The organism is Vulcaniibacterium tengchongense, from assembly GCF_003814555.1.
Lineage (GTDB): Bacteria > Pseudomonadota > Gammaproteobacteria > Xanthomonadales > Xanthomonadaceae > Vulcaniibacterium > Vulcaniibacterium tengchongense.
The window spans coordinates 90,527-109,276 of record NZ_RKQN01000004.1; the positions used below are offsets into that span (position 1 = coordinate 90,527).

Sequence of the window (18,750 nt, forward strand, 5' to 3'; positions counted from 1 at the left end):
CCCCTCCGCCGCCTCCGCGGTCGCCCGTGCCCAACCATCTGGTCTGGGCGGTCCTGGTCACCGTCGCCTCGCTGTTCGTGTGCTGCATCGTCGGCACCATCCCGGGCATCGTCGCGATCGTGTTCGCGAGCCAGGTCAACGGCAAGCTGTCGCAGGGCGACTATGCCGGCGCCGAGCGCGCCGCGCGCACCGCCAAGCTGTGGTGCTGGATCACCACGGCGCTGTGCGTCGTCGGCTTGTTGTGGTCGGTGTACTTCATCAGCACGGGCGGGCTGGAACAGTACCGGCTGATGATGCAGCAGATGCGGACCGGGCCATGAGCGCGCCGGCGCCCGTGGGCCGCCGCGGCGCGGCGCTCGCGGCGGCGCTGCCGGTGCTCGCCGCGGGCGCGTGGCTGCTGCAGCGGTTCGATCCCACCGCCGCGGGCAGCCCGTTCCCGCCGTGCCTGTTCCGCCACCTCACCGGCCTGTATTGCCCGGGCTGCGGGCTGACCCGCGCGCTGCACGCGCTGGCGCACGGCGACGTGGCGGCGACGTGGGCGATGAACCCGCTGGTGCCGGTCGCGCTGCCGCTGCTGGCGGCGATGGCGGCGGCGTGGCTGCTCGGCAAGCGGCTGCCGTGGCGCGCGGCCTACGACGGGCGGGCCTGGATCGCGGCCCTGCTCGCGTTCGGAGTGCTGCGCAACCTGCCGGGGTTCGGGTGGCTGGCGCCGGGATGACGCCGGCGGGCGGAACCGGCGCGCGATTCGTGCGCGCGGCGACGACGCGGGATCAGCCGGCCCAGCCGGCGATCACGAACAGCGCCAGCGCCGCCAGCCACACCAGCAGGCTGCGCCAGATCAGGCTCATCGCGTCGCGCAGTTCCGGCAGCTCGCCGTTCGCCGGCGGCAGCGGCGGCGCGCCCTCGATGCCGGTCTCGTCGAAGTAGTCGGCGGCCTCGTCGGCCAGTTCGCACTTCACGCTGGCGCGCGCGGCGGCGTGCAGGAACCGGTGCTGCAGCTGCAGCGCGGCGCCGCCGGCCTCGCGCCAGGCGCCGAGCACGATGTCGAAGTTGCCGACCAGCGCCAGCGACAGCGTCATCAGCTGCGCCACCGGCCAGTCGAGCAGCGCGAGCAGCCTCTCCGCGCCGGCGCGGTTCTCCGCCGGCAGCTCGCGCGCGTACGGGCCCTGCGCCGACAGTTGCGCGAAGCGGTACAGCAGCGCGCCGAACGGGCCCAGCAGCAGGAACCATAACAGCGGGCCGAACCAGCGCCGCAGCGCGTTCTCGAACACCGCGCCGACCAGCGCGCCGCCGTCGACCGGCACGGGGGCCTCGCCCTCCGGCCACAGCCGCTGCGCCGCCTCGCGGCGGGCGCCGTCGCCGTCTCCGGCCGCGGCGATCGCGTCGACGTCCACATCCAGGTCGCCCGGGCCCCAGACGTAGAACAGCGCAGCGATGCCGAAGGCGAGGCCGGCCAGGCCGAGCAGCGGTTCGCGCAGCGCCAGCTGGAACAGCCCCACCGCGAGCAGCGGCGGCGACAGCGCCAGGGCGATGCCCCAGCGGCCGCGCCAGGCGCCATCGCCCGGGAAGCGCGCGTCCAGCCAGCGCAGCCAGTCGCGGTACCAGCCGTAGTGGCGCACCGCCGCGCCCAGCGACGGCGCCAGGTGGCCCAACACCAGCGCGACGACGACGGCGATCAGGGTGGTGGTCAGGGACATGCGGCGCTCTCTCCGGCTTCGCGCGGACCAGCGCGATTCTACCCAGCCGTGCCGGCGCCGCCGCTACGCGCGCTCGCCGGCCAGCCAGCGCCCGATCAGCCAGCGCGAGATCGAGATGCCCGGCGACAGCACCGGGCCTTCGCCGTCGTCGTCCGCGCCGCCCCACTCGCCGCGCGCGCTGGCGGCGAGCACGTCCTCGCGGGTGAACCAGCGCGCCTCCTCGAGCTCGTCGCCGGCGCGCGCGGCGTCGGGTTCGGCCGCGGCGACGAAGCCGAGCATCAGCGAGCCCGGGAACGGCCACGGCTGCGAGGCGAGATAGCGGCAGCGGCGCACGCGCACGCCGGTTTCCTCCAGCACCTCGCGGGCGACGGTCTGCTCCAGGGTTTCGCCGGGCTCGACGAAACCGGCGAGCACCGACCAGCGCCGCGGCGGCCAGCTGCGCTGGCGCCCGAGCAGCAGGCGCTCGCCGTCGCTGACCGCGACGATCACCGCGGGGTCGGTGCGCGGGTAGTGCTCGGCCTCGCAGCGCGCGCAGCGGCCGAGCCAGCCGCCGCGCGCGAACGCCACTTCGCCGCCGCACACGCCGCAATGGCGATGGCGCCGGCGCCAGTGCTGCATCGCCCGCGCCTGCGCGAACACGCTGGCGTCGAACGCGGGCCACAGCGCGGCGGCGCTGCGCAGGTCGAGCGTGCGCGGGGCGCGGAACGCGGCCAGCGCGGCGTCGAGCGCGAACCAGGCGCCGCCGTCCGCGTCGAGACCGAGGAACACGCCCGCGCCGGCGCCGCCCGGGCCTTCGCTGACCTGCGCGCCGCGCGGTGCGCACAGGCGCCCGTCCGCGTCGGCCAGCGCATGGCCCTGCTCGTCGAGCAGGATCACCCGCGCCTGCGGCCACAGCGCGGCGAGCGCGGCCGCGTCGTCGCGCAGGCGGTCGGCGCGGTCCAGCGCGGCGCGGCAGGCCGCGTCGGCGCCGGCTTCGACGAAGGCGAACGGGGCGGGATCGGTCATCGGCAACTCCTGCGCAGGGCGCCCATTGTCGGCGCTCGGCGGGCCGCTCCGGAAGCGCCGCGGCGGGCGCGCCCGCATCGGGGCCGGCGATCGGCATCGCCCGATCGGGCGACTGGAGCCGATGTGTCGACGCATCCGGCCGGTCGCGGCGCGGCGCCGAGCCCCGCCGCAGCGGCGGGTGCAGCGCAGACGCAGGCTGTCCGCCCGGACTTGCCCGCTTCGGATCGGCCGCGATGTCGCGCCGGCGCGGCCCTCGCGCGAACATGGCCCGGGCGCCGGCATCCGCATCGGCCCTCGCGCGTCGTGCACGGGATTCCGCCGCGTCGCGCCGGAGGCGCTGCGCTCGGCCCACGTCAAGGACAGGCGCCGGGGGCGCGGACGGTCAGACCGCGAACGAGGAGCCGCAGCCGCAAGTGGTCTTGGCGTTGGGGTTGCGGATCACGAACTGGGCGCCGTGCAGGCTCTCGGCGTAGTCGACCTCGGCGCCGATCAGGTACTGCAGGCTGAGCGGGTCGACCAGCAGGGTCACGCCCTCGGTCTCCACCGCCAGGTCGTCCCCGGCCTGCTGCTCGTCGAACTCGAAGCCGTACTGGAAGCCGGAGCAGCCGCCGCCTTGGATGTACACGCGCAGCTTGAGCGCCGGGTTGCCCTCCTCCTCGATCAACTCGCGCACCTTGCGTGCGGCGGCGACGGTGAACTGCAGCGGGCGGTCGAGCGACTGGTAATCGGGCGTCGCGGTGGCGAGGGTCGTGTCCATGGACACAGGATGGGGAGCGCAGCGGGCGCATTCAAGCGCGGGTGCGAGGCGGTGCGTTCCGGCGGTGGCCGTTCAGCATCCACTGCGCCCCGGCACCGGCACCGCGCCGCCGCCATTGCGGCCGGACGAGGCGCCAGGCCGGGCCCTCGCAGGCGTTCGCGGGCACGGCAGCGAGCTCACGCGCCGTTGCTTGCCGGCGCTTCGCCCGCGAGCGCGGCGGGCGCTCATCGCGCCGCGGTGGCGGGCGCGACGTCGCGGGTGGCCTCGGCCCAGGTGAACGACTGCTCGACCGCGGCGCCGCGGCGCGGCACCAGCCGCGCGGTGACCCGCGCCGGCACGAAGCCCGCGGGCAGGTAGACGTCGCCTTCGACCTGCTGGAAGTACTTGAACGAGTACGGCACGCCCGGCGCGTTCGCCTGCTGGCGCAGGTCGCTCCAGGACAGCGTCCGCAGGCGGCCGCCGCGGGTGCCCTCGATCTGCAGGGTCAGCTGGCCGACGCTGACCGCGCCGCGGTTGAGGTTCTGGGTCAGCGTGGCGGCGAAGTGCCAGGCGGTCTCGTTCTGCGGCTGCATCTTCAGCGCATGCACGTTGAGGCCGCGGCGCTGCGCGGTGCTGCCGACCAGGCGCTCGTAGAACGCGACGTCGGCGCGCAGCGCGGCGATCTCCTCCTCGCGCTCGGCCAGGCTGCTCTGCAGGTCGCGGTTGGCCTCGCGGCTGATCTGGTCGGAGCGGCCCAGGGTCGCGACCTGCTGGCGCAACTGTTCGATCTGCGCCTGCTGGCGGCGCGCCAGGCGCTCGCTCTGCTCCAGCCGGTCGCGCACGTCGCCCGGGGCGGGCGCCAGCGCCCGCCACGCCCCCCAGGCGCCGAAGCCCAGCGCCAGCACGAGCACGCCGGCGGCCAGCCGCCACGCGCGCCGCACGCGCGCGGATCCGGACGGGTCGGGGGCGTCGCTGGTCATGCCGGTCGCGGGGCCTGGGAAGGGGCGACCAGCCTACAACGCCGAACTGTGACGGTCAGCCCAGGGCGGGATCGGCGTCCATCCAGCCTTCAGGCGCGCGCGCTTCGGCACCGGCGGCCTCGGCGTGGATCAGGCGGCCGGTCAGCACCGCGCCGGCCAGCATCTCGACCACTTTGTAGTGCACGTTGCCCTGGACCCGCGCCTTGGCGGCCAACTCCACCCGCTCGGCGGCGTACACGTCGCCGTCGAGGCGGCCGTTGATCACCACCACCGGGGCGCGCACCTCGCCTTCGATGCTGCCGTTCTCGGCCAGCGTGAGGGTGGCGCGCTGGCCGTCCTCGGCGACCACCTTGCCGACGATCCGGCCTTCGATGTACAGCCCGCCACTGAACTGCAGGTCGCCGCGGATCGTCACCTGCGGCCCGATCAGGGTGTCGACCTGGCCTTCGGGCAGGGCCGGTTTGTTCTTGAACATCGTGTATTTCCTGCTGGTGGAGTCCGGCGGCGCCGGAAAGGAATCAGGTGGCGGCGCGGTTCCAGTCCAGGGTCTGCTCGAGGGCGACGCCTTCGCCCTGCAGCGAGACCCGCACCCGCTGCGGCGTGAAGCCCGGCGGCAGCATCACGCTGCCGTCGAGCTGCTGGAAGTAGCGGAACGAATACGCCTGCGGCGGGACGCCGCTGCGCTGGTGCAGCTCGTCCCATTCGACCGTCGCCAGCTTGCCGTCGCGCACGCCTTCGATCGCGAAGCGCAGCTGGCCGCGGCTGACGCCGCCGCGGTTGAGGCTCTGGGTCAGCACGATCTGGTAGCGCCAGGTGCCGCCGGCCTCGGCCGCGAACTGCGCCGAGTGCACATTCAGCCCCTTCGGCTGCTCGGTCGCGCCGACCAGGCGCTCGTAGAAGGCGAGGTTCGCGCGCAGGTCGGCGATCTCCTGCTCGCGCGCCGCCAGGGTGCTCTGGATCTCGCGGTTGGCCGCGCGGCTGATCTGGTCCGAGCGCGCCAGCGTCGCCTCACGCTGGCGCAGGCGCTCGGCCTGGCCGCGCCAGTGGCGCAGGTCGCCGCGCGTGCGCTCCAGCTCGGCGCTGACCGCCCCCAGCCGCGGCGCGGCGCGGTACTCGGCCGCGACCCAGGCCGCCGCCAGCGAGGCGAGCCAGGCCAGGGCGAGCGCGGTCGCGATCAGCGGGCGCCGGTCCGGCCGTTCCTGGACGATCCGGAAACGCGGCGGCGGCGCCTTGCGTGGCGGCTTGTTCATACGGCGAATGCCCGGCGAACGGCGCCGGTCCCCAGTCCCCGAGCCCCTATACTCGGCCGACAGTCTAGCCGGGAGCGGCCATGACCGATGCGCATCTGTTCGCAATTGGCGTAGTTCTCGCCTGGCTGGCGGGCATCCGCGTCTACCTGACCGTGTTCGGCGTGGGCCTGGCCGGCATGCTCGGCTGGGTCGACCTGCCGCAGGCGCTGCAGGCCACGCAATCGCCGTGGGTGCTGGGCGTGTCCGGCGCGCTGGCGCTGGTGGAATTCTTCGCCGACAAGATCCCCGGCGTGGACTCGGCCTGGGACCTGCTGCAGACCCTGCTGCGGGTGCCGGCGGGCGCGTTCCTCGCCGCCGCCACGCTGTCGCCGGACGGCGAGCTCGGCGCCGGCGCGCTCGCCGCGGGCGCGGGCGTGGCGCTGGCCAGCCACGCGCTCAAGAGCGGCTCGCGCGCGTTGCTCAACGTCTCGCCCGAGCCGGTCAGCAACTGGACCGCGTCGGTCGGCGAGGACCTGGCCACGGTCGGCGGACTGGCGCTGGTGTTCGCGCATCCGTGGATCGCGCTGGGCATCGTGCTGGCGGTCACCCTCGTCGTCGCGCTGCTACTGTGGTGGCTGTGGCGCGCCCTGTTCCGCCGCGCGCCCAAGGCCGAGCCCGGTTGAGCGGCGCCGGGGCCGGCGGCCTCGCACGGCCCGAACGCGGCGGCTGTCGACCACGGCGATGGCTGCGCACAGCCGCGCGCCGTCAGCCGCGACGCCGCATCGACGCTCGACAGGCGCAAGGCGGCACCGGGTTCCGGCCAACGGCATGCACCGCTCGCGCCTGGCCGCAGGAGAGCCAGGCGCCGCATTCGCCACGCGCGAACAGCGACGCCGCCGAACCGGCGGCGCTCGTCCCCGGATGCGTCGCTCAGTCCTCGATCTTGGCCAGCAGGTAGTTCTGCTCGCCCAGGCGGTCGATCAGCGACAGCTGGGTCTCGATCCAGTCGATGTGCTCCTCCTCGGAGTCGAGGATGTCGGCGAACAGCTTGCGGCTGACGTAGTCGCCGACGGTCTCGCAGTACTTGATCGCCTCGCGCAGCAACGGCACCGCCTCCAGCTCCAGCGCCAGGTCGCAGGCGAGCAGCTCGCGCGGGTTCTCGCCGATGCGCAGCTTGCCCAGCGCCTGGAAGTTCGGCAGGCCGTCGAGGAACAGGATGCGCTCCGACAGCTTGTCGGCGTGCTTCATCTCGTCGATCGACTCGTGGTACTCGTGCTCGGCCAGTTCCTTCAGGCCCCAGTTCTTCAGCATCTTGGCGTGCAGGAAGTACTGGTTGATCGCGGTCAGCTCGTTGTAGAGCGCCTTGTTGAGGTATTCGATGACCTTGGGATCGCCTTTCATGGCCGTGCTCCGTGATGCGTCTGGCCGCCACTCTAGCGAGTCGCGGCGGCGCATGACGGAACGCGAATCGAGTGCAGCCGCGGCCGAGAATCAGTTTCCGCGGCGCCGCGGGCGGGCGCGGCTCAGGCGGCCTGCAGGACCGGGAACGGCAGTTCGCGCGCTTCGCGCGCCTGCGCCAGCAGCGCCGCGGCCATGTCCAGGCAGCTGCCGCAGTTGGCGCCGGCGCCGGTGCGCATGGTCAGCTCGGCCACGCTGCCGCAGCCGGCCTCGGCGGCCTGGCGGATGTCGTGGTCGGTGACTCCGTTGCAGATGCAGACGTACACGGCGGCGGTTCGGGACGGCAGCCGGGGCGGCTGCGGACCCATTCCGCCACGGATGAGAATGATTGTCAATCCGTCGCGGTTTCGCCGCCCTGGATCGGCCGGCCGTTGCCGCGCGCCCGGGGGCGCCGGCGGCCGCGCGGCGGCTCGTACGCCAGCCGCGGTCCCGGCGGCGGCACCGCCTGCGCCCCGGCGATGCGCCGTGCCAGCGGGGCAAGGTAGCGCAGCGCGCGGTCGTAGACGTCGCGCTTGAACATGACCACGTGCTCGACCGGGTACCAGAAGTCGACCCAACGCCAATGGTCGAACTCGGGCTTGTCGGTCAGGTCCAGGCGCAGGTCGGACTCCTGCCCGGTCAGGCGCAGCAGGAACCAGACCTGCTTCTGGCCGATGCACACCAGGCGGTCGTCGCGGCGGATCGAGCGGCGCGGCAGGCGGTAGCGCAGCCAGCCCGGGGTGGCGCCGAGCACCTCCACGTGCTCGGGCAGCAGGCCGACTTCCTCGCGCAACTCGCGGTACATCGCCTCGAGCGGCGTTTCGTCGCTGTTCATCCCGCCCTGCGGGAACTGCCAGCCGTCGCGGTGCACCCGCCGCGCCCAGAACACGCGCCCGTCCGGGTGCATCAGCACGATGCCGACGTTGGGCCTGTAACCGTCCGGATCGATCACGATGCGGACTCCGAATTGCACTGTGCCCGACTCTGCCACGGCCCCCGCGGCAGGACAACCCGGGGCCGGGCGGATTGACGCGCCCGCCGCCGGCATGAATAATTCGCGGTTCACCGCATGGCTATGTAGCTCAGCCGGTTAGAGCACAGCACTCATAATGCTGGGGTCGGTGGTTCGAGTCCACCCATAGCCACCATCGCGTCGAAAGCCCCGCCGCCGGCGGGGTTTCGCGTTTGCGGCATCCGCCGCCGCTCCGCACGCCCCCCACCCGCCGCCATGAAGATCTTCAAGGCATTCACCATCGAGGCCGCGCACCGCCTGCCGAACGTGCCGGAAGGGCACAAGTGCGCGCGCCTGCACGGCCACAGCTTCCGGATCGAGCTGCACGTGGAAGGCGAGCTCGACCCCCGGCTGGGCTGGGTGATGGACTTCGCCGATCTGAAGGCCGCGTTCCAGCCGCTGTACGAGCGCCTGGACCACCATTACCTCAACGAGATCGAAGGGCTGGAGAACCCGACCAGCGAACGCCTCGCGCAGTGGATCTGGCAGCGCCTCAAGCCGAGCCTGCCGCTGCTGGCCGAGGTGGTGGTGCACGAGACCTGCACCTCGGGGTGCCGCTACCGCGGCGATTGAGCCCGCACGGCCGCCGCGGCGCATTCCGGGGCGCCTCGCCTTCGCCTGCTCCCTACCCGCCTGCGCGCTTGCCGTGCGTGTCGCATGACCCCGCGGCTGCCTCGCGTCGATCGACGGTGCGATCCTCCCTCGCCCAAGCCACAGCGCCGCCTGGCGGTGGCAGCGCCCGCGCGCGCCTGGGCCGCTGCGCGGCGCCTGCCGACCGGTAAGCGCCCCCGCCCGTCCGGCAATACCGTTCGTCGGCACGCGCCCGGCTCATGTTGCGCTGCAACAAAAGCCGCGTTATGCTGCATCGCACAATCCCCTTGGGACCGCCAGGAGTTCCGCCATGTACTCGCCGTTCAACGAACAGTTCGCCGCCGCCACGCGCCAGTTCGCGGACACGGCCGCGCAGGTGAACCGCCTCGCCCTCGACAACGCGGAGGCCGTGTTCGGCCTGCAGCTGTCGGCGATCGAGGAGCGCGTCAACGCCACCTTCGCTTTCCTCGGCGAAGCCGCGGAGGCCCGCGACCTGGACAGCTTCAAGACCCTGTGGCCGAAGAGCGTGCAGGTCGCGCGCGAGAACATCGAGCGCGCCGTGACCACCGGCCAGGAAGTGCTCGGCCGCAGCCTCAAGACCCAGGAAGCGATCGCCGAACTGGCCAAGGCCCAGTTCGAGTCCTTCGCCAAGAACGGCCAGGCCGCCAAGGCCGCCGGCAAGGCGGCCAACGCCGCCAGGTAACCCGCTCTCCCGTCCATCCCTCCCGGACGGTTGGAACCCGGCAGTTCGCTGCCGGGTTTTTTTATGCATGCGCCTTGGCAACCCGGCCGGGGCGGCGGTCGATCGCGTCCGGCGGCCGCCGGCGAAGCGCCGCACGCGCCGCGGCACCGTTTGCGGAGGTCCGGGGACGCACGCATCCGCAATCCGCCGCCCGCCGACGCGCTTTCGGCCATCTTCGCTGCCGCCGGCGCGGACGGCCGCCGCCGGACGGCCAGGCCGCCCGACGCGCCGGGCGGCGCGTTGCGCCGAAGGCTCCCACGGCCGCCGCGATGCCCCCGATCCGGGGCGGGCGGGCCCGACGCAACGGGCCGGCACAGTGGCGGCGCGCCGGCCGCGCGCGATCCCAGGCGATGCCGTGCCCCGGCGTGGCCGCGGCGCACGCGCAAGGACCGCACCGCGCCACCGCGGGTCGGCCGCGTGCGCGCATGCGCCGGCCGAAAAAAAGACGCCCACCGGTGCGGTGGGCGTCGATGCGACGGAGGCGTCAGTCCGCCGGCTGCGGCTTGGGCGGCTCGTCCAGCTTGTCGCCGAGCAGGCGCCGCACCGAGACGTAGAACACCGGGATCAGCAGCAGGCCGAGGAAGGTGGCGAAGACCATGCCGCCGATCACGCCGGTGCCGATCGCGTGGCGGGCATTGGCGCCGGCGCCGGTGGAGATCGCCAGCGGGATCACGCCCATGATGAACGCGAACGAGGTCATCAGGATCGGGCGGAAGCGCAGCTTGGCCGCCTCGATCGTCGCGTCGCGCAGGGTCTTGCCGTGCTGGCGCGCCTCGATCGCGAACTCGACGATCAGGATCGCGTTCTTCGCCGCCAGGCCGATCACCGTGATCAGGCCGATCTTGAAGTAGATGTCGTTCGGCAGCCCGCGCAGCAGCGAGAACAGCACCGCGCCGAGCACGCCCAGCGGCACCACCAGCAGCACCGCCACCGGCACCGACCAGCTCTCGTACAACGCGGCCAGGCACAGGAACACCACCAGGATCGACAGCGCCATCAGCATCGGCGCCTGGTTGCCGGACAGAATTTCCTGGTAGGACTGGCCGGTCCAGTCGTAGCCGAAGCCCGGCGGCAAGTCGCGCTCGACGATCTCCTGCATCGCGTTCATCGCCTCGCCCGAGCTGTGCCCCGGCGCCTGCGAGCCGACGATCTCGATCGCGGCGTAGCCGTTGTAGCGGGTCAGCGCCGGCGAGGCGGTGACCCAGCTGCTCCTGACCACGTTCGACAGCGGGATCATCGAGCCGGTGGTCGGGTCGGCGTCGCCGTCGGCGCCGGCCAGCGGGCTGGGCGTGTAGAAGCGCGACAGCGCCTCCGGCCCGGTGCGGTACGGCGCGTCGGCCTGCATGGTCACGCGCTTCACGCGGCCGCCCGCGACGTAGTCGTTGACGTACACCGGCGCCAGCATCAGCTGGATCGAGTTGTAGATGTCGCCGACCGAAAGCCCCATCGCCTGCGCCTGCACGCGGTCGACCTCGAGCTTGAGCTGCGGCGCCTCTTCCAGCGCGTTCGGGCGCACCGCGGTCAGCGCCGGGTTCTGGTTGGCCTTGCCGAGCAGGATGTTGCGCGCCTGGGTCAGCGCCTCGCGGCCCTGGCCGGTGCGGTCCTGCAGGTACATGTCGAAGCCGCCGAACTGGCCCAGGCCGCTCACCGTCGGCAGGTTGATCACGAACACCTGCGCGTCGCGGATGCCGAACAGCGCCATGTTGGCCTGCTGGATGAACTCGCTCGCGGTGACGTCGCGCTCGTCCCAGGGCTTGAGTCGGATGAACGCGATGCCGGCGTTCTCGCCCTGGCCGACGAAGCTGAAGCCGGCCACCTGGAACATGCCCTCGTAGCCTTCCTGCTTCTCCAGCGCCTCGCGCACCTGGTCGAGCACGCGGTTGGTGCGGGCCAGGGTCGCGCCCGGCGGCAGCTGCACCAGCGCGATCGCGTAGCCCTGGTCTTCCTCCGGCAGGAAGCTGCCGGGCATGCGCGTGAACAGGAACCCGCACAGCACCGCGAGCAGCGCGAACACCGTCATCCAGCGCGGCGCATGCCGGATCGCGTGGCCGATGTGGCCGACGTAGGTGCCGCTGACCCGGTCGTAGACCCGGTTGAAGGTGCGGAAGACGATGTTGTTGCGATGGTGGTGCGCCGTGGGCTTGAGCAGGGTCGCGCACAGCGCCGGGGTGAAGCCCAGCGCCAGGAACGCCGAGAAGCCCATCGCCATCGCGATGGTGACGGCGAACTGCTTGTAGATCTCGCCGGCGGAGCCGCCCTGGAACGCCGACGGCACGAACACCGCCGCCAGCACCACGGTGATGGCCACCACGGCGCCGCTGATCTGGTCCATCGACTTGCGGGTGGCCTCCTTCGGCGACAGGCCCTCCTCGGTCATGATGCGTTCGACGTTCTCGATCACCACGATCGCGTCGTCCACCACGATGCCGATCGCCAGCACCATGCCGAACAGCGTCAGCTGGTTGATGCTGAAGCCCAGCAGGTACAGGCCGAGGAAGGTGCCGAGCAGGGCGATCGGGATCACCAGCGTCGGGATCAGCGTGGCCCGGAAGTTCTGCAGGAAGATCAGCATCACCAGGAACACGAGCACGATCGCCTCGAACAGCGTCTTCACCACTTCCTCGATGGAGATGCGGACGAAGGTCGAGGTGTCGTACGGCGCGAACCAGGTCACGCCTTGCGGGAACGTGGCCTGCAGCTCGTCCATGCGGTTGCGGACCGCCTCGGCCACGCCGAGCGCGTTGGCGCCGGGGGCGAGCTGCACGGCGAAGCCGGCCGCCGGCTTGCCGCTCCAGCGGCTGTCGAAGCCCCAGCTGCTCGCGCCCAGGGTGATGCGGGCGACGTCGCGCAGGCGCACGGTGCTGCCGTTGGCGTCGGTGCGCAGGATGATCTCGCCGAACTGCTCGGGCGTGCTGAAGCGGCCCTCGGCGGACACGGTGGCGGTGAAGCCCTGGGCATCCGGCGCCGGGTCGCCGCCGATCTTGCCGGCGGCGAACTGCACGTTCTGGCCGCGCACCGCGGTCAGCACCTCGGTCGCCGACAGCCCGTAGCCGCGCAGCTTGTCCGGGTTCAGCCAGATGTTCATGGCGTACTCGCCGCCGAACTGCTGGGTGCTGCCCACGCCCGGCACGCGCGCGATCTGGTCGAGCACGCGCGAGCCGATGATGTCGCTGAGCGCATGACGGTCGAGCGAGCCGTCCTCCGAGCGCAGCGCCACCACCATCAGGAAGCCGGCGTTGGCCTTGGCCACCACCACGCCCTGCTGGGTGACCTCGCTGGGCAGGCGCGGCGTCGCCAGCGCGACCTTGTTCTGCACCTGCACCTGGGCGATGTCGGGATCGGTGCCCGGCTCGAAGGTCAGGGTGATGTTGCTGCCGCCGCTGGAGCTCGACGAGGAGCTGAAGTAGACCAGGTTGTCGATGCCGGTCAGCTGCTGCTCGATCACCTGGGTGACCGCGCTCTCCGCCGTCTCCGCGCTGGCGCCGGGATACTGCGCCGACACCGTCACCTGCGGCGGCGCGATGCTCGGGTAGGACTCCACGCCGAGGTTGAAGATGGCCAGGACGCCGCACAACGAAATCAGGATCGCGACGACCCAGGCGAAGACCGGGTGGTTGATGAAGAATCTGGACATGGTGGGGGATCAGTCCTTCTTGGCCGCGTCCTGCTGCGCCGGCTGCTGCGGAACTTGGCCGGCGGGCTTGCCGCCCTGGGCCGGCGCGCCGGGCTGCGCCTGCGGCTGCCACGGCGTCGGCTTGGCCGGCTGGCCGGGCTGCGCGCGCTGGATGCCGGACACGATCACCTGGTCGCCCGCGGCAAGCCCGGCGGTGACGACCCAATCGGCGCCCTGCAGGCGGTCGGCGGTCACGTTCTTGCGCGCGACCTTGCCGTCCGCGCCGACCACCAGCACGTAGGCGCCCTGGGCGTCGCGCAGCAGCGCCGCCTGCGGCACCAGGAACGCGTTGGCCTGCTCGCCGAGCACCGCCTTCAGCGTCACGTAGGTGCCCGGCAACAGCCGCTTGTCTGGGTTGGGCAGGCGCGCGCGCAGCGCGATCGCGCCGGTGGTCGGGTCGACCACGTCGCCGGAGAAGTCCAGCGTGCCGGTGCGCGCGTACGCGGTGCCGTCCGGCAGGACCACCCGCACCTCGCCCTCGCTGCCGCTGCCGGCCTGGGCGCGGCGGATCTGCTCCAGTTCGGTGACGCTGAGCGAGAAGTTCACGTACAGCGGATCGATCTGGTCGACCGTGGTCAGCAGCGTCGCCGTGCCTTGCCCGACCAGCGCGCCTTCGGTGACCTGCTGCTTGCCGGCGCGCCCGTCGATCGGCGAACGCACGGTGGCGTAGCCGAGGTTGATACGCGCGTTGGCCAGCGCCGCCTCGGCCTGCTCGACCGCGGCCGCGGCGCTGCGTTCGGCGGCCAGCGCGTTGTCGAGGTCGGAGCGGGAGATGAAGTTGGTCGGCGCCAGGCGGCGGGCGCGGTCGGCGTTGGCCTTGGCGTTGGCGTAGTCGGCGCGGGCCGAGGCCAGCGCGGCCTGGGCCTGGCCGACCTCGGCCTGCAGCGGCGCCGGATCGATCAGGAACAGCACCTGCCCGGCCTTGACGTCGCTGCCCTCCTCGTAGACGCGGCGCTGCAGCACGCCCGGCACGCGCGCGCGCACGTCGGCGCTGCGGAACGGCGCCAGGCGGCCGACCAGGTCCTTCTGCAACGGCACGGTCTGCGGCTGCACCTTGACCACGCCGACTTCCGGCGGCGGCGGAGCCCCCTGCGCCTGTTCGTCGCCGCCGCAGGCGGCCAGTCCAAGAGCCAACGCGGCGGTCAATGCCAGCGAGCGCGGATTCACGAGCATGGGAACTCCGATGAAGTCGTGACGGGCCATCCGGCCCGTGCGGTTCGAACGCGAAGAAAGGAGACGGGAGGATCGTTTAATTCTTGTACCCGACAGTATGGCAATTGGCGGAGCCCGGGCCAACCCCCCAGAAGTCACGCCGGCGGCGGTGCGCGGACGAGCGGCGCACCCGGCGCGGTGGGGACGGCTTGCCGCCAGCGACGCCCGCAGGCGGACGGGCCGAGCTTAACGCTGCCCCGCGGCGCGCGGTTGACGCAGGCCTTCGAGCAGCGGCGCCAGGTCCAGCGCCGCAGCGTCCGCACGCGGATCCGGCGCGGCGCGGTATGGCAGGCGCCCGAGGCACGGCGCCGGCAGGCGCGGCCCGAGCAGGGCGAAATATTCGTCGCGTTCGCGCAACTGCGGATCGACGTCGTTGCCGATCCAGCCGAGCAGGCGCGCGCCGGCGGCGGCGACCGCCGCCGCGCTCAGCCGCGCATGGTTGATGCAGCCCAGGCGGTTGCCGACCACCAGCAGCACCGGCAGGCCGAGCAGGCGCACCACGTCGATCTGGTCCAGGCGCGCGCTCAGCGGCGCGGCCCAGCCGCCGACGCCCTCGACCACCACGACGTCGGCCTGCGCGGCGATCCGTCCGTACGCGGCGGCGATCGGGGCCAGGTCGACGGCGACGCCGGCGCGGCGCGCGGCGATCTCCGGCGCGGTCGCGTCCGGCAACGCGAACGGATTGGCGTCCGCGTAGGCCGGCCGCGGATCGCTGGCCGCCTGCAGCGCCAACGCGTCCTCGTTGCGCCAGGCGCCATCCACGCGCTCGCAGCCGCTCGCCACCGGCTTCATCCCGGCCGCGCGCAGGCCGCGCGCGCGCAGCGCGTGCAGCAGCGCCGTCGACGCGACGGTCTTGCCGATGCCGGTGTCGGTGCCGGTGACGTAGACGCCGGCAGGACGCGCTGTGGGCTCCATGGATTCATCGTAGCAGCCGCGGCCGCGCTACACTGCCGCGATGAGCTTCTCCGCCGCCCCCCTGACCGGCAGCAAGCCCGAGCAGTACGCGCAACTGCTCGCGCAGGCGCGCGCGCTGCTGCACGGCGAGCGCGACCGCGTCGCCAACGCCGCCAACCTGGCCGCGCTGGTCTACCACGCCCTGCCCGGGCTGAACTGGGCCGGGTTCTATTTTTACGACGGCCGCGAGCTGGTGGTCGGTCCGTTCCAGGGCCTGCCCGCGTGCGTGCGCATCCCGCTCGACAAGGGCGTGTGCGGCGCCGCCGCCTCGACCCGGCGCACGCAGCGCGTGGCCGACGTGCACGCCTTCCCCGGCCACATCGCCTGCGACTCCGCGTCGAACTCCGAGCTGGTGGTGCCGCTGGTCGCCGCGGACGGCACCCTGCTCGGCGTGTTCGACCTCGACAGTCCCGCTTTCGACCGCTTCGACGAAGACGACCAGCGCGGGCTCGAGGCGATCGCGCAGGCCTTCGTCGAATCCCTGGCCGTGCCCGCCGCGACGGCGGACGCGGCGCGCTAGGGCCGGCCGCCGGGCTCGGCTCAGGAGGACGCCATGAGCACCGAAAAGCTGCGCAACATCGGCCCCAAGTCCGCCGCCTGGCTGCGCCAGGTCGGGCTGCGCACGCGCGAGGACCTGGCCGCGGTCGGCACGGTGGAAGCGTTCATGCGCGTCAGGCGCGCCGGCTTTAAGCCGACCTTGAACCTGCTGTACGCGATCGAGGGCGCGCTGCTCGATTGCCACTGGCAGGACATCCCGGACGAGCGCCGCAGCGAGCTGATCCTGGCCGCCGACGCGGCGACCGCGCAGCTGCCGCCGCCGCGCAACCGCCCCGCCGCCGCGCCGGTGCGCACCACCACCCACGCCGCGGACGAACCGATGGCGATGCCGGCGCTGTTCGACGAAGCGCACGGCGAGGACTAGCGGCGGCCACGCCCCGGCGGCCGCGGGCCGGCCGGTTCGCGGCGTCCCCGCTTCGCGCCGGCGTGGCGCGTGTCCGGAATCCGTTGCCGCGCGAAAGGTCGTCCGATCGGCCGCACGCGCAGCGCCGCGCTCGCCGCGGGAAGCGGCCCCCGCGGCGGTTCGCCGGCGCGGGCCGCGGCCCGGCCGACGTGCCGGGTTGCATCCGCATCCCCGTATCGCGCGCGACGTCGCTCGGGTTTCCGCCCGGCGGTGCGCCGCCGCGACTTCGGCTCACCCTGGCGGATCGCGGGTGAGGCGCGCCCGGCCGCGATCGCGTAGACTGCGCACGCTTCGAGGTGACCCGGCCGGCCTGCGCCGGCGGGTTGAAACGGGAAGCCGGTGACGCCTCCGGGCCAGTCCGGCACTGCCCCCGCAACGGTAAGCGAGCCGGGCGCGCGACCTCCGCCACTGTGCCGCAGGCATGGGAAGGCGTCGCCGCCGGAACCTCCGGGTTCCGCCTCGCGAGTCCGGAGACCGGCCTCGACGCGCGATCGGTTGCGATGCGGAGGGCGTCGCGGCGGCGACGTCCCCGGCGCGTGCGCGCCCGCGGCTGCGCGGCCTCTTCGTTCTCCCCGCGACTTCCTGTTGGTCCGGCACGGCGCGACCGTGCGATGGGAGAGAACTCGAATGTCCTTGCGAATCCAGACCCTGGCCGCCGCCTGCGCGCTCGCCCTGCCCGCGCTCGTCTACGCCCGGGACGCCACCGACCTCGACCAGGTCGTGGTCACCGCCACCCGCACCGCGATCAGCGCCGACGACGCGCTGACGCCGGTGGAGGTGATCGACCGCGCGCAGATCGAACGCAGCCAGGCGCGGTCGCTGCCCGACCTGCTGCGCGGCCGCGCCGGCATCTCGCTGTCGAACCAGGGCGGCCAGGGCAAGCTGACCACGCTGTTCCTGCGCGGCGCCGAATCGGACCACGTGCTGGTGCTGGTCGACGGCATCCGCATCGGCTCGCCGACCTCCGGGCTGGCGGCGCTGCAGGACCTGCCGATCGAGGCGATCGACCGCCTCGAGATCGTGCGCGGCCCGCGCGCCAGCCTGTACGGCAGCGAGGCGATCGGCGGCGTGATCCAGGTGTTCACCCGCCGCGACCGCGGCGGCTTCGCCCCGCGCGTGCGCCTGGACGGCGGCAGCCACGGCACGCTCGGCTACGGCGTCGGCTTCGGCGGCGGCAACGGCCGCGGCTGGTTCGGCGCCGATTTCCAGCACGCCCGCACCGACGGCATCAACGCCTGCGACGGGTTCTACGATCCGGCCACGTTCGAGGGCGCCGGCTGCTTCATCGCGCCCGGCTCGCAGCCGGACCGCGACGGCTACGAAAAGGACGCGCTGTCGCTGCGCGGCGGCATCGACTTCGACGAGCACTGGAGCCTGGAAGGCCACGCCTTGCGCAACGAGGGCGACAACGGGTTCGACGGCGATTTCTACGACCGCGCCGAGACCGTGCAGCAGGTGATCGGCGGCAAGCTGCGCTGGCGCCCGTCCTCGCGCGTCGACCTGCACCTGACCGCCGGCCGCAACGTCGACGCTTCCGACAACTTCCGCGATCGCGACTTCATCGACTACTTCAGCACCGACCGCGACAGCGCCACGCTGCAGGGCGACTTCGGCCTGGCCGCGAACCAGCTGCTGAGCGTGGGCCTGGACTGGCTGCGCGACCGCGTCGACGCGACCACCGCCTACGACGAGACCGAGCGCGACAACCAGGCCGCGTTCGTGCAGTACCAGGGCCGGTTCGGCGCGCACGCGCTGGAGGCCAGCGTCCGCCGCGACGACAACGAGCAGTTCGGCGGCCACACCACCGGCAGCGCCGCCTGGGGCCTGAGCTTCGGCGGAGGCTGGCGCCTGCGCGCCGGCTACGGCAGCGCGTTCAAGGCGCCGACGTTCAACGAGCTGTACTACCCGTTCTTCAGCAACCCGAACCTGCGCCCGGAGGAATCGGATACGTGGGAGCTCGGCCTGGCTTGGCAGGGCGAAGCGCTCGCCGTGAACCTGGATGCGTTCGAGACCGAGGTCGAGGACCTGATCGCCTACGACGCGGCCCTGGGCATGCCCAACAACGTCGACCGCGCGCGGATGCGCGGCGCCGAGCTCGGCGTGGACGCACGCTGGGGCGGCTGGACCCTGGCCGGCGCGCTGAGCTGGCTGGACACGGAGAACCGCTCCGGGCCCTACCGCGGCAACGACCTCGCCCGTCGCGCCCGGCACGGCGCGCGATTCGACCTGGACCGCGCCTTCGGCCGCTTCCGCCTCGGCGTGACCGCGGCCGGCGAAGGCTCGCGCTACGACGACGTCGCCAACCTGCACCGCCTCGGCGGCTACGGCACCGTGGACCTGCGCGCCGAGTACGCGCTCACCCCGGCGCTGACCGTGCAGGCGCGGGTGGCGAACGTGTTCGACCGCGACTACGAGACCGCCTGGTTCTACAACCAGCCCGGACGCGAGTGGTACCTGACCCTGCGCTACGCGCCGGGGCAGTGAACCGCCGCGGCGGCGCCTGGCGCCAAGGGAAGGCCGC

Annotated in this window: 20 protein-coding genes, 1 tRNA gene and 1 riboswitch; of the genes, 9 read left to right on the plus strand and 12 right to left on the minus strand. The window is 73.1% G+C overall.

From position 1 onward, the window contains the following. The first annotated feature begins 26 nt into the window (after positions 1–26). Positions 27–320 carry a CD225/dispanin family protein gene (locus EDC50_RS13520; RefSeq protein ID WP_425477935.1) on the plus strand — a complete coding sequence of 98 codons (294 nt, stop codon included), beginning with the start codon at positions 27–29 and terminating at the stop codon, positions 318–320. Continuing rightward, positions 317–718, plus strand: a complete 402-nt coding sequence (locus EDC50_RS13525; RefSeq protein WP_123771019.1) for a DUF2752 domain-containing protein — start codon at positions 317–319, stop codon at positions 716–718. Before EDC50_RS13520 ends, EDC50_RS13525 begins: the two co-directional genes overlap by 4 nt. 52 nt (positions 719–770) lie before the next feature. On the opposite strand, the gene ampE is transcribed toward EDC50_RS13525, so the two are convergent. The 6 genes from ampE to EDC50_RS13555 form a co-directional block, all read right to left on the minus strand. Beyond that, positions 771–1,691, minus strand: a complete 921-nt coding sequence (gene ampE, locus EDC50_RS13530; RefSeq protein ID WP_123771181.1) for a regulatory signaling modulator protein AmpE — start codon at positions 1,689–1,691, stop codon at positions 771–773. Between the two features lie 69 nt (positions 1,692–1,760). Then, positions 1,761–2,702, minus strand: coding sequence for an NAD(+) diphosphatase (gene nudC / locus EDC50_RS13535; protein WP_123771020.1), 942 nt, complete (start codon positions 2,700–2,702; stop codon positions 1,761–1,763). Between the two features lie 382 nt (positions 2,703–3,084). Beyond that, entirely contained in the window at positions 3,085–3,459 is a 375-nt protein-coding gene (erpA, locus tag EDC50_RS13540) for an iron-sulfur cluster insertion protein ErpA (RefSeq protein WP_170167635.1), read from the minus strand. A 224-nt stretch (positions 3,460–3,683) separates the two neighbouring features. Next, positions 3,684–4,418 (minus strand): DUF6776 family protein, encoded by a 735-nt coding sequence (locus EDC50_RS13545; RefSeq protein ID WP_242003022.1) that lies wholly within the window; start codon positions 4,416–4,418, stop codon positions 3,684–3,686. A 55-nt stretch (positions 4,419–4,473) separates the two neighbouring features. Beyond that, positions 4,474–4,893 (minus strand): bactofilin family protein, encoded by a 420-nt coding sequence (locus tag EDC50_RS13550; protein ID WP_123771022.1) that lies wholly within the window; start codon positions 4,891–4,893, stop codon positions 4,474–4,476. A gap of 43 nt (positions 4,894–4,936) precedes the next feature. Further along, positions 4,937–5,668, minus strand: a complete 732-nt coding sequence (locus EDC50_RS13555) for a DUF6776 family protein (RefSeq protein WP_338419799.1) — start codon at positions 5,666–5,668, stop codon at positions 4,937–4,939. Positions 5,669–5,748: 80 nt separating this feature from the next. Between EDC50_RS13555 and EDC50_RS13560 the strand changes: the two genes are divergently transcribed. Further along, entirely contained in the window at positions 5,749–6,330 is a 582-nt protein-coding gene (locus EDC50_RS13560) for a DUF4126 domain-containing protein (protein ID WP_123771023.1), read from the plus strand. Between the two features lie 247 nt (positions 6,331–6,577). Here EDC50_RS13560 and bfr read toward each other — a convergent pair whose 3' ends face one another. From bfr to EDC50_RS13575, 3 genes are all read right to left on the minus strand, one after another. Next, entirely contained in the window at positions 6,578–7,048 is a 471-nt protein-coding gene (bfr, locus tag EDC50_RS13565) for a bacterioferritin (RefSeq protein WP_123771024.1), read from the minus strand. A 122-nt stretch (positions 7,049–7,170) separates the two neighbouring features. After that, positions 7,171–7,371, minus strand: coding sequence for a (2Fe-2S)-binding protein (locus EDC50_RS13570; protein ID WP_170167636.1), 201 nt, complete (start codon positions 7,369–7,371; stop codon positions 7,171–7,173). A gap of 65 nt (positions 7,372–7,436) precedes the next feature. After that, the gene (locus EDC50_RS13575) at positions 7,437–8,036 is read right to left on the minus strand and encodes an RNA pyrophosphohydrolase (protein ID WP_123771184.1); all 600 of its coding nucleotides are present in this window, start codon (positions 8,034–8,036) and stop codon (positions 7,437–7,439) included. A 119-nt stretch (positions 8,037–8,155) separates the two neighbouring features. On the opposite strand from EDC50_RS13575, the gene EDC50_RS13580 reads away from it, so the two are divergent. From EDC50_RS13580 to EDC50_RS13590, 3 genes are all read left to right on the plus strand, one after another. Continuing rightward, positions 8,156–8,232 (plus strand) — tRNA-Met (locus EDC50_RS13580). A gap of 80 nt (positions 8,233–8,312) precedes the next feature. Beyond that, the gene (gene queD / locus EDC50_RS13585; RefSeq protein WP_123771026.1) at positions 8,313–8,669 is read left to right on the plus strand and encodes a 6-carboxytetrahydropterin synthase QueD; all 357 of its coding nucleotides are present in this window, start codon (positions 8,313–8,315) and stop codon (positions 8,667–8,669) included. Between the two features lie 328 nt (positions 8,670–8,997). After that, on the plus strand, positions 8,998–9,390 hold the full coding sequence (locus tag EDC50_RS13590) for a phasin family protein (RefSeq protein ID WP_123771027.1): 393 nt from the start codon (positions 8,998–9,000) through the stop codon (positions 9,388–9,390). Between the two features lie 523 nt (positions 9,391–9,913). On the opposite strand, the gene EDC50_RS13595 is transcribed toward EDC50_RS13590, so the two are convergent. From EDC50_RS13595 to bioD, 3 genes are all read right to left on the minus strand, one after another. Beyond that, entirely contained in the window at positions 9,914–13,063 is a 3,150-nt protein-coding gene (locus EDC50_RS13595; protein ID WP_123771028.1) for an efflux RND transporter permease subunit, read from the minus strand. A 9-nt stretch (positions 13,064–13,072) separates the two neighbouring features. Beyond that, the gene (locus EDC50_RS13600; protein WP_123771029.1) at positions 13,073–14,275 is read right to left on the minus strand and encodes an efflux RND transporter periplasmic adaptor subunit; all 1,203 of its coding nucleotides are present in this window, start codon (positions 14,273–14,275) and stop codon (positions 13,073–13,075) included. Positions 14,276–14,500: 225 nt separating this feature from the next. Beyond that, positions 14,501–15,229: a dethiobiotin synthase gene (bioD, locus tag EDC50_RS13605; RefSeq protein WP_123771030.1), complete on the minus strand. Its 729-nt coding sequence runs from the start codon at positions 15,227–15,229 to the stop codon at positions 14,501–14,503. A gap of 40 nt (positions 15,230–15,269) precedes the next feature. Here bioD and EDC50_RS13610 point away from each other — a divergent pair, with 40 nt between their 5' ends. The 3 genes from EDC50_RS13610 (at position 15,270) to btuB (ending at position 18,713) form a co-directional block, all read left to right on the plus strand. Continuing rightward, positions 15,270–15,788, plus strand: coding sequence for a GAF domain-containing protein (locus tag EDC50_RS13610; protein ID WP_123771031.1), 519 nt, complete (start codon positions 15,270–15,272; stop codon positions 15,786–15,788). Between the two features lie 33 nt (positions 15,789–15,821). Further along, positions 15,822–16,190 (plus strand): TfoX/Sxy family protein, encoded by a 369-nt coding sequence (locus EDC50_RS13615; protein WP_123771032.1) that lies wholly within the window; start codon positions 15,822–15,824, stop codon positions 16,188–16,190. A gap of 316 nt (positions 16,191–16,506) precedes the next feature. Next, a riboswitch (cobalamin riboswitch) is annotated at positions 16,507–16,726 on the plus strand. Between the two features lie 130 nt (positions 16,727–16,856). Beyond that, positions 16,857–18,713 carry a TonB-dependent vitamin B12 receptor gene (btuB, locus tag EDC50_RS13620; protein ID WP_123771033.1) on the plus strand — a complete coding sequence of 619 codons (1,857 nt, stop codon included), beginning with the start codon at positions 16,857–16,859 and terminating at the stop codon, positions 18,711–18,713. The last annotated feature ends 37 nt before the right edge of the window (positions 18,714–18,750 follow it).

What these genes read in the sequence shown, in the direction of transcription:
- EDC50_RS13595 (WP_123771028.1), bottom strand. Translation starts at nt 13,063, where the DNA reads ATGTCCAGATTCTTCATCAACCACCCGGTCTTCGCCTGGGTCGTCGCG.
- EDC50_RS13615 (WP_123771032.1), top strand. Translation starts at nt 15,822, where the DNA reads ATGAGCACCGAAAAGCTGCGCAACATCGGCCCCAAGTCCGCCGCCTGG.
- queD (WP_123771026.1), top strand. Translation starts at nt 8,313, where the DNA reads ATGAAGATCTTCAAGGCATTCACCATCGAGGCCGCGCACCGCCTGCCG.
- EDC50_RS13525 (WP_123771019.1), top strand. Translation starts at nt 317, where the DNA reads ATGAGCGCGCCGGCGCCCGTGGGCCGCCGCGGCGCGGCGCTCGCGGCG.
- btuB (WP_123771033.1), top strand. Translation starts at nt 16,857, where the DNA reads ATGTCCTTGCGAATCCAGACCCTGGCCGCCGCCTGCGCGCTCGCCCTG.
- EDC50_RS13590 (WP_123771027.1), top strand. Translation starts at nt 8,998, where the DNA reads ATGTACTCGCCGTTCAACGAACAGTTCGCCGCCGCCACGCGCCAGTTC.
- nudC (WP_123771020.1), bottom strand. Translation starts at nt 2,702, where the DNA reads ATGACCGATCCCGCCCCGTTCGCCTTCGTCGAAGCCGGCGCCGACGCG.
- EDC50_RS13545 (WP_242003022.1), bottom strand. Translation starts at nt 4,418, where the DNA reads ATGACCAGCGACGCCCCCGACCCGTCCGGATCCGCGCGCGTGCGGCGC.
- EDC50_RS13555 (WP_338419799.1), bottom strand. Translation starts at nt 5,668, where the DNA reads ATGAACAAGCCGCCACGCAAGGCGCCGCCGCCGCGTTTCCGGATCGTC.
- EDC50_RS13560 (WP_123771023.1), top strand. Translation starts at nt 5,749, where the DNA reads ATGACCGATGCGCATCTGTTCGCAATTGGCGTAGTTCTCGCCTGGCTG.
- EDC50_RS13610 (WP_123771031.1), top strand. Translation starts at nt 15,270, where the DNA reads ATGAGCTTCTCCGCCGCCCCCCTGACCGGCAGCAAGCCCGAGCAGTAC.
- erpA (WP_170167635.1), bottom strand. Translation starts at nt 3,459, where the DNA reads ATGGACACGACCCTCGCCACCGCGACGCCCGATTACCAGTCGCTCGAC.
- EDC50_RS13600 (WP_123771029.1), bottom strand. Translation starts at nt 14,275, where the DNA reads ATGCTCGTGAATCCGCGCTCGCTGGCATTGACCGCCGCGTTGGCTCTT.
- bioD (WP_123771030.1), bottom strand. Translation starts at nt 15,229, where the DNA reads ATGGAGCCCACAGCGCGTCCTGCCGGCGTCTACGTCACCGGCACCGAC.
- EDC50_RS13550 (WP_123771022.1), bottom strand. Translation starts at nt 4,893, where the DNA reads ATGTTCAAGAACAAACCGGCCCTGCCCGAAGGCCAGGTCGACACCCTG.
- bfr (WP_123771024.1), bottom strand. Translation starts at nt 7,048, where the DNA reads ATGAAAGGCGATCCCAAGGTCATCGAATACCTCAACAAGGCGCTCTAC.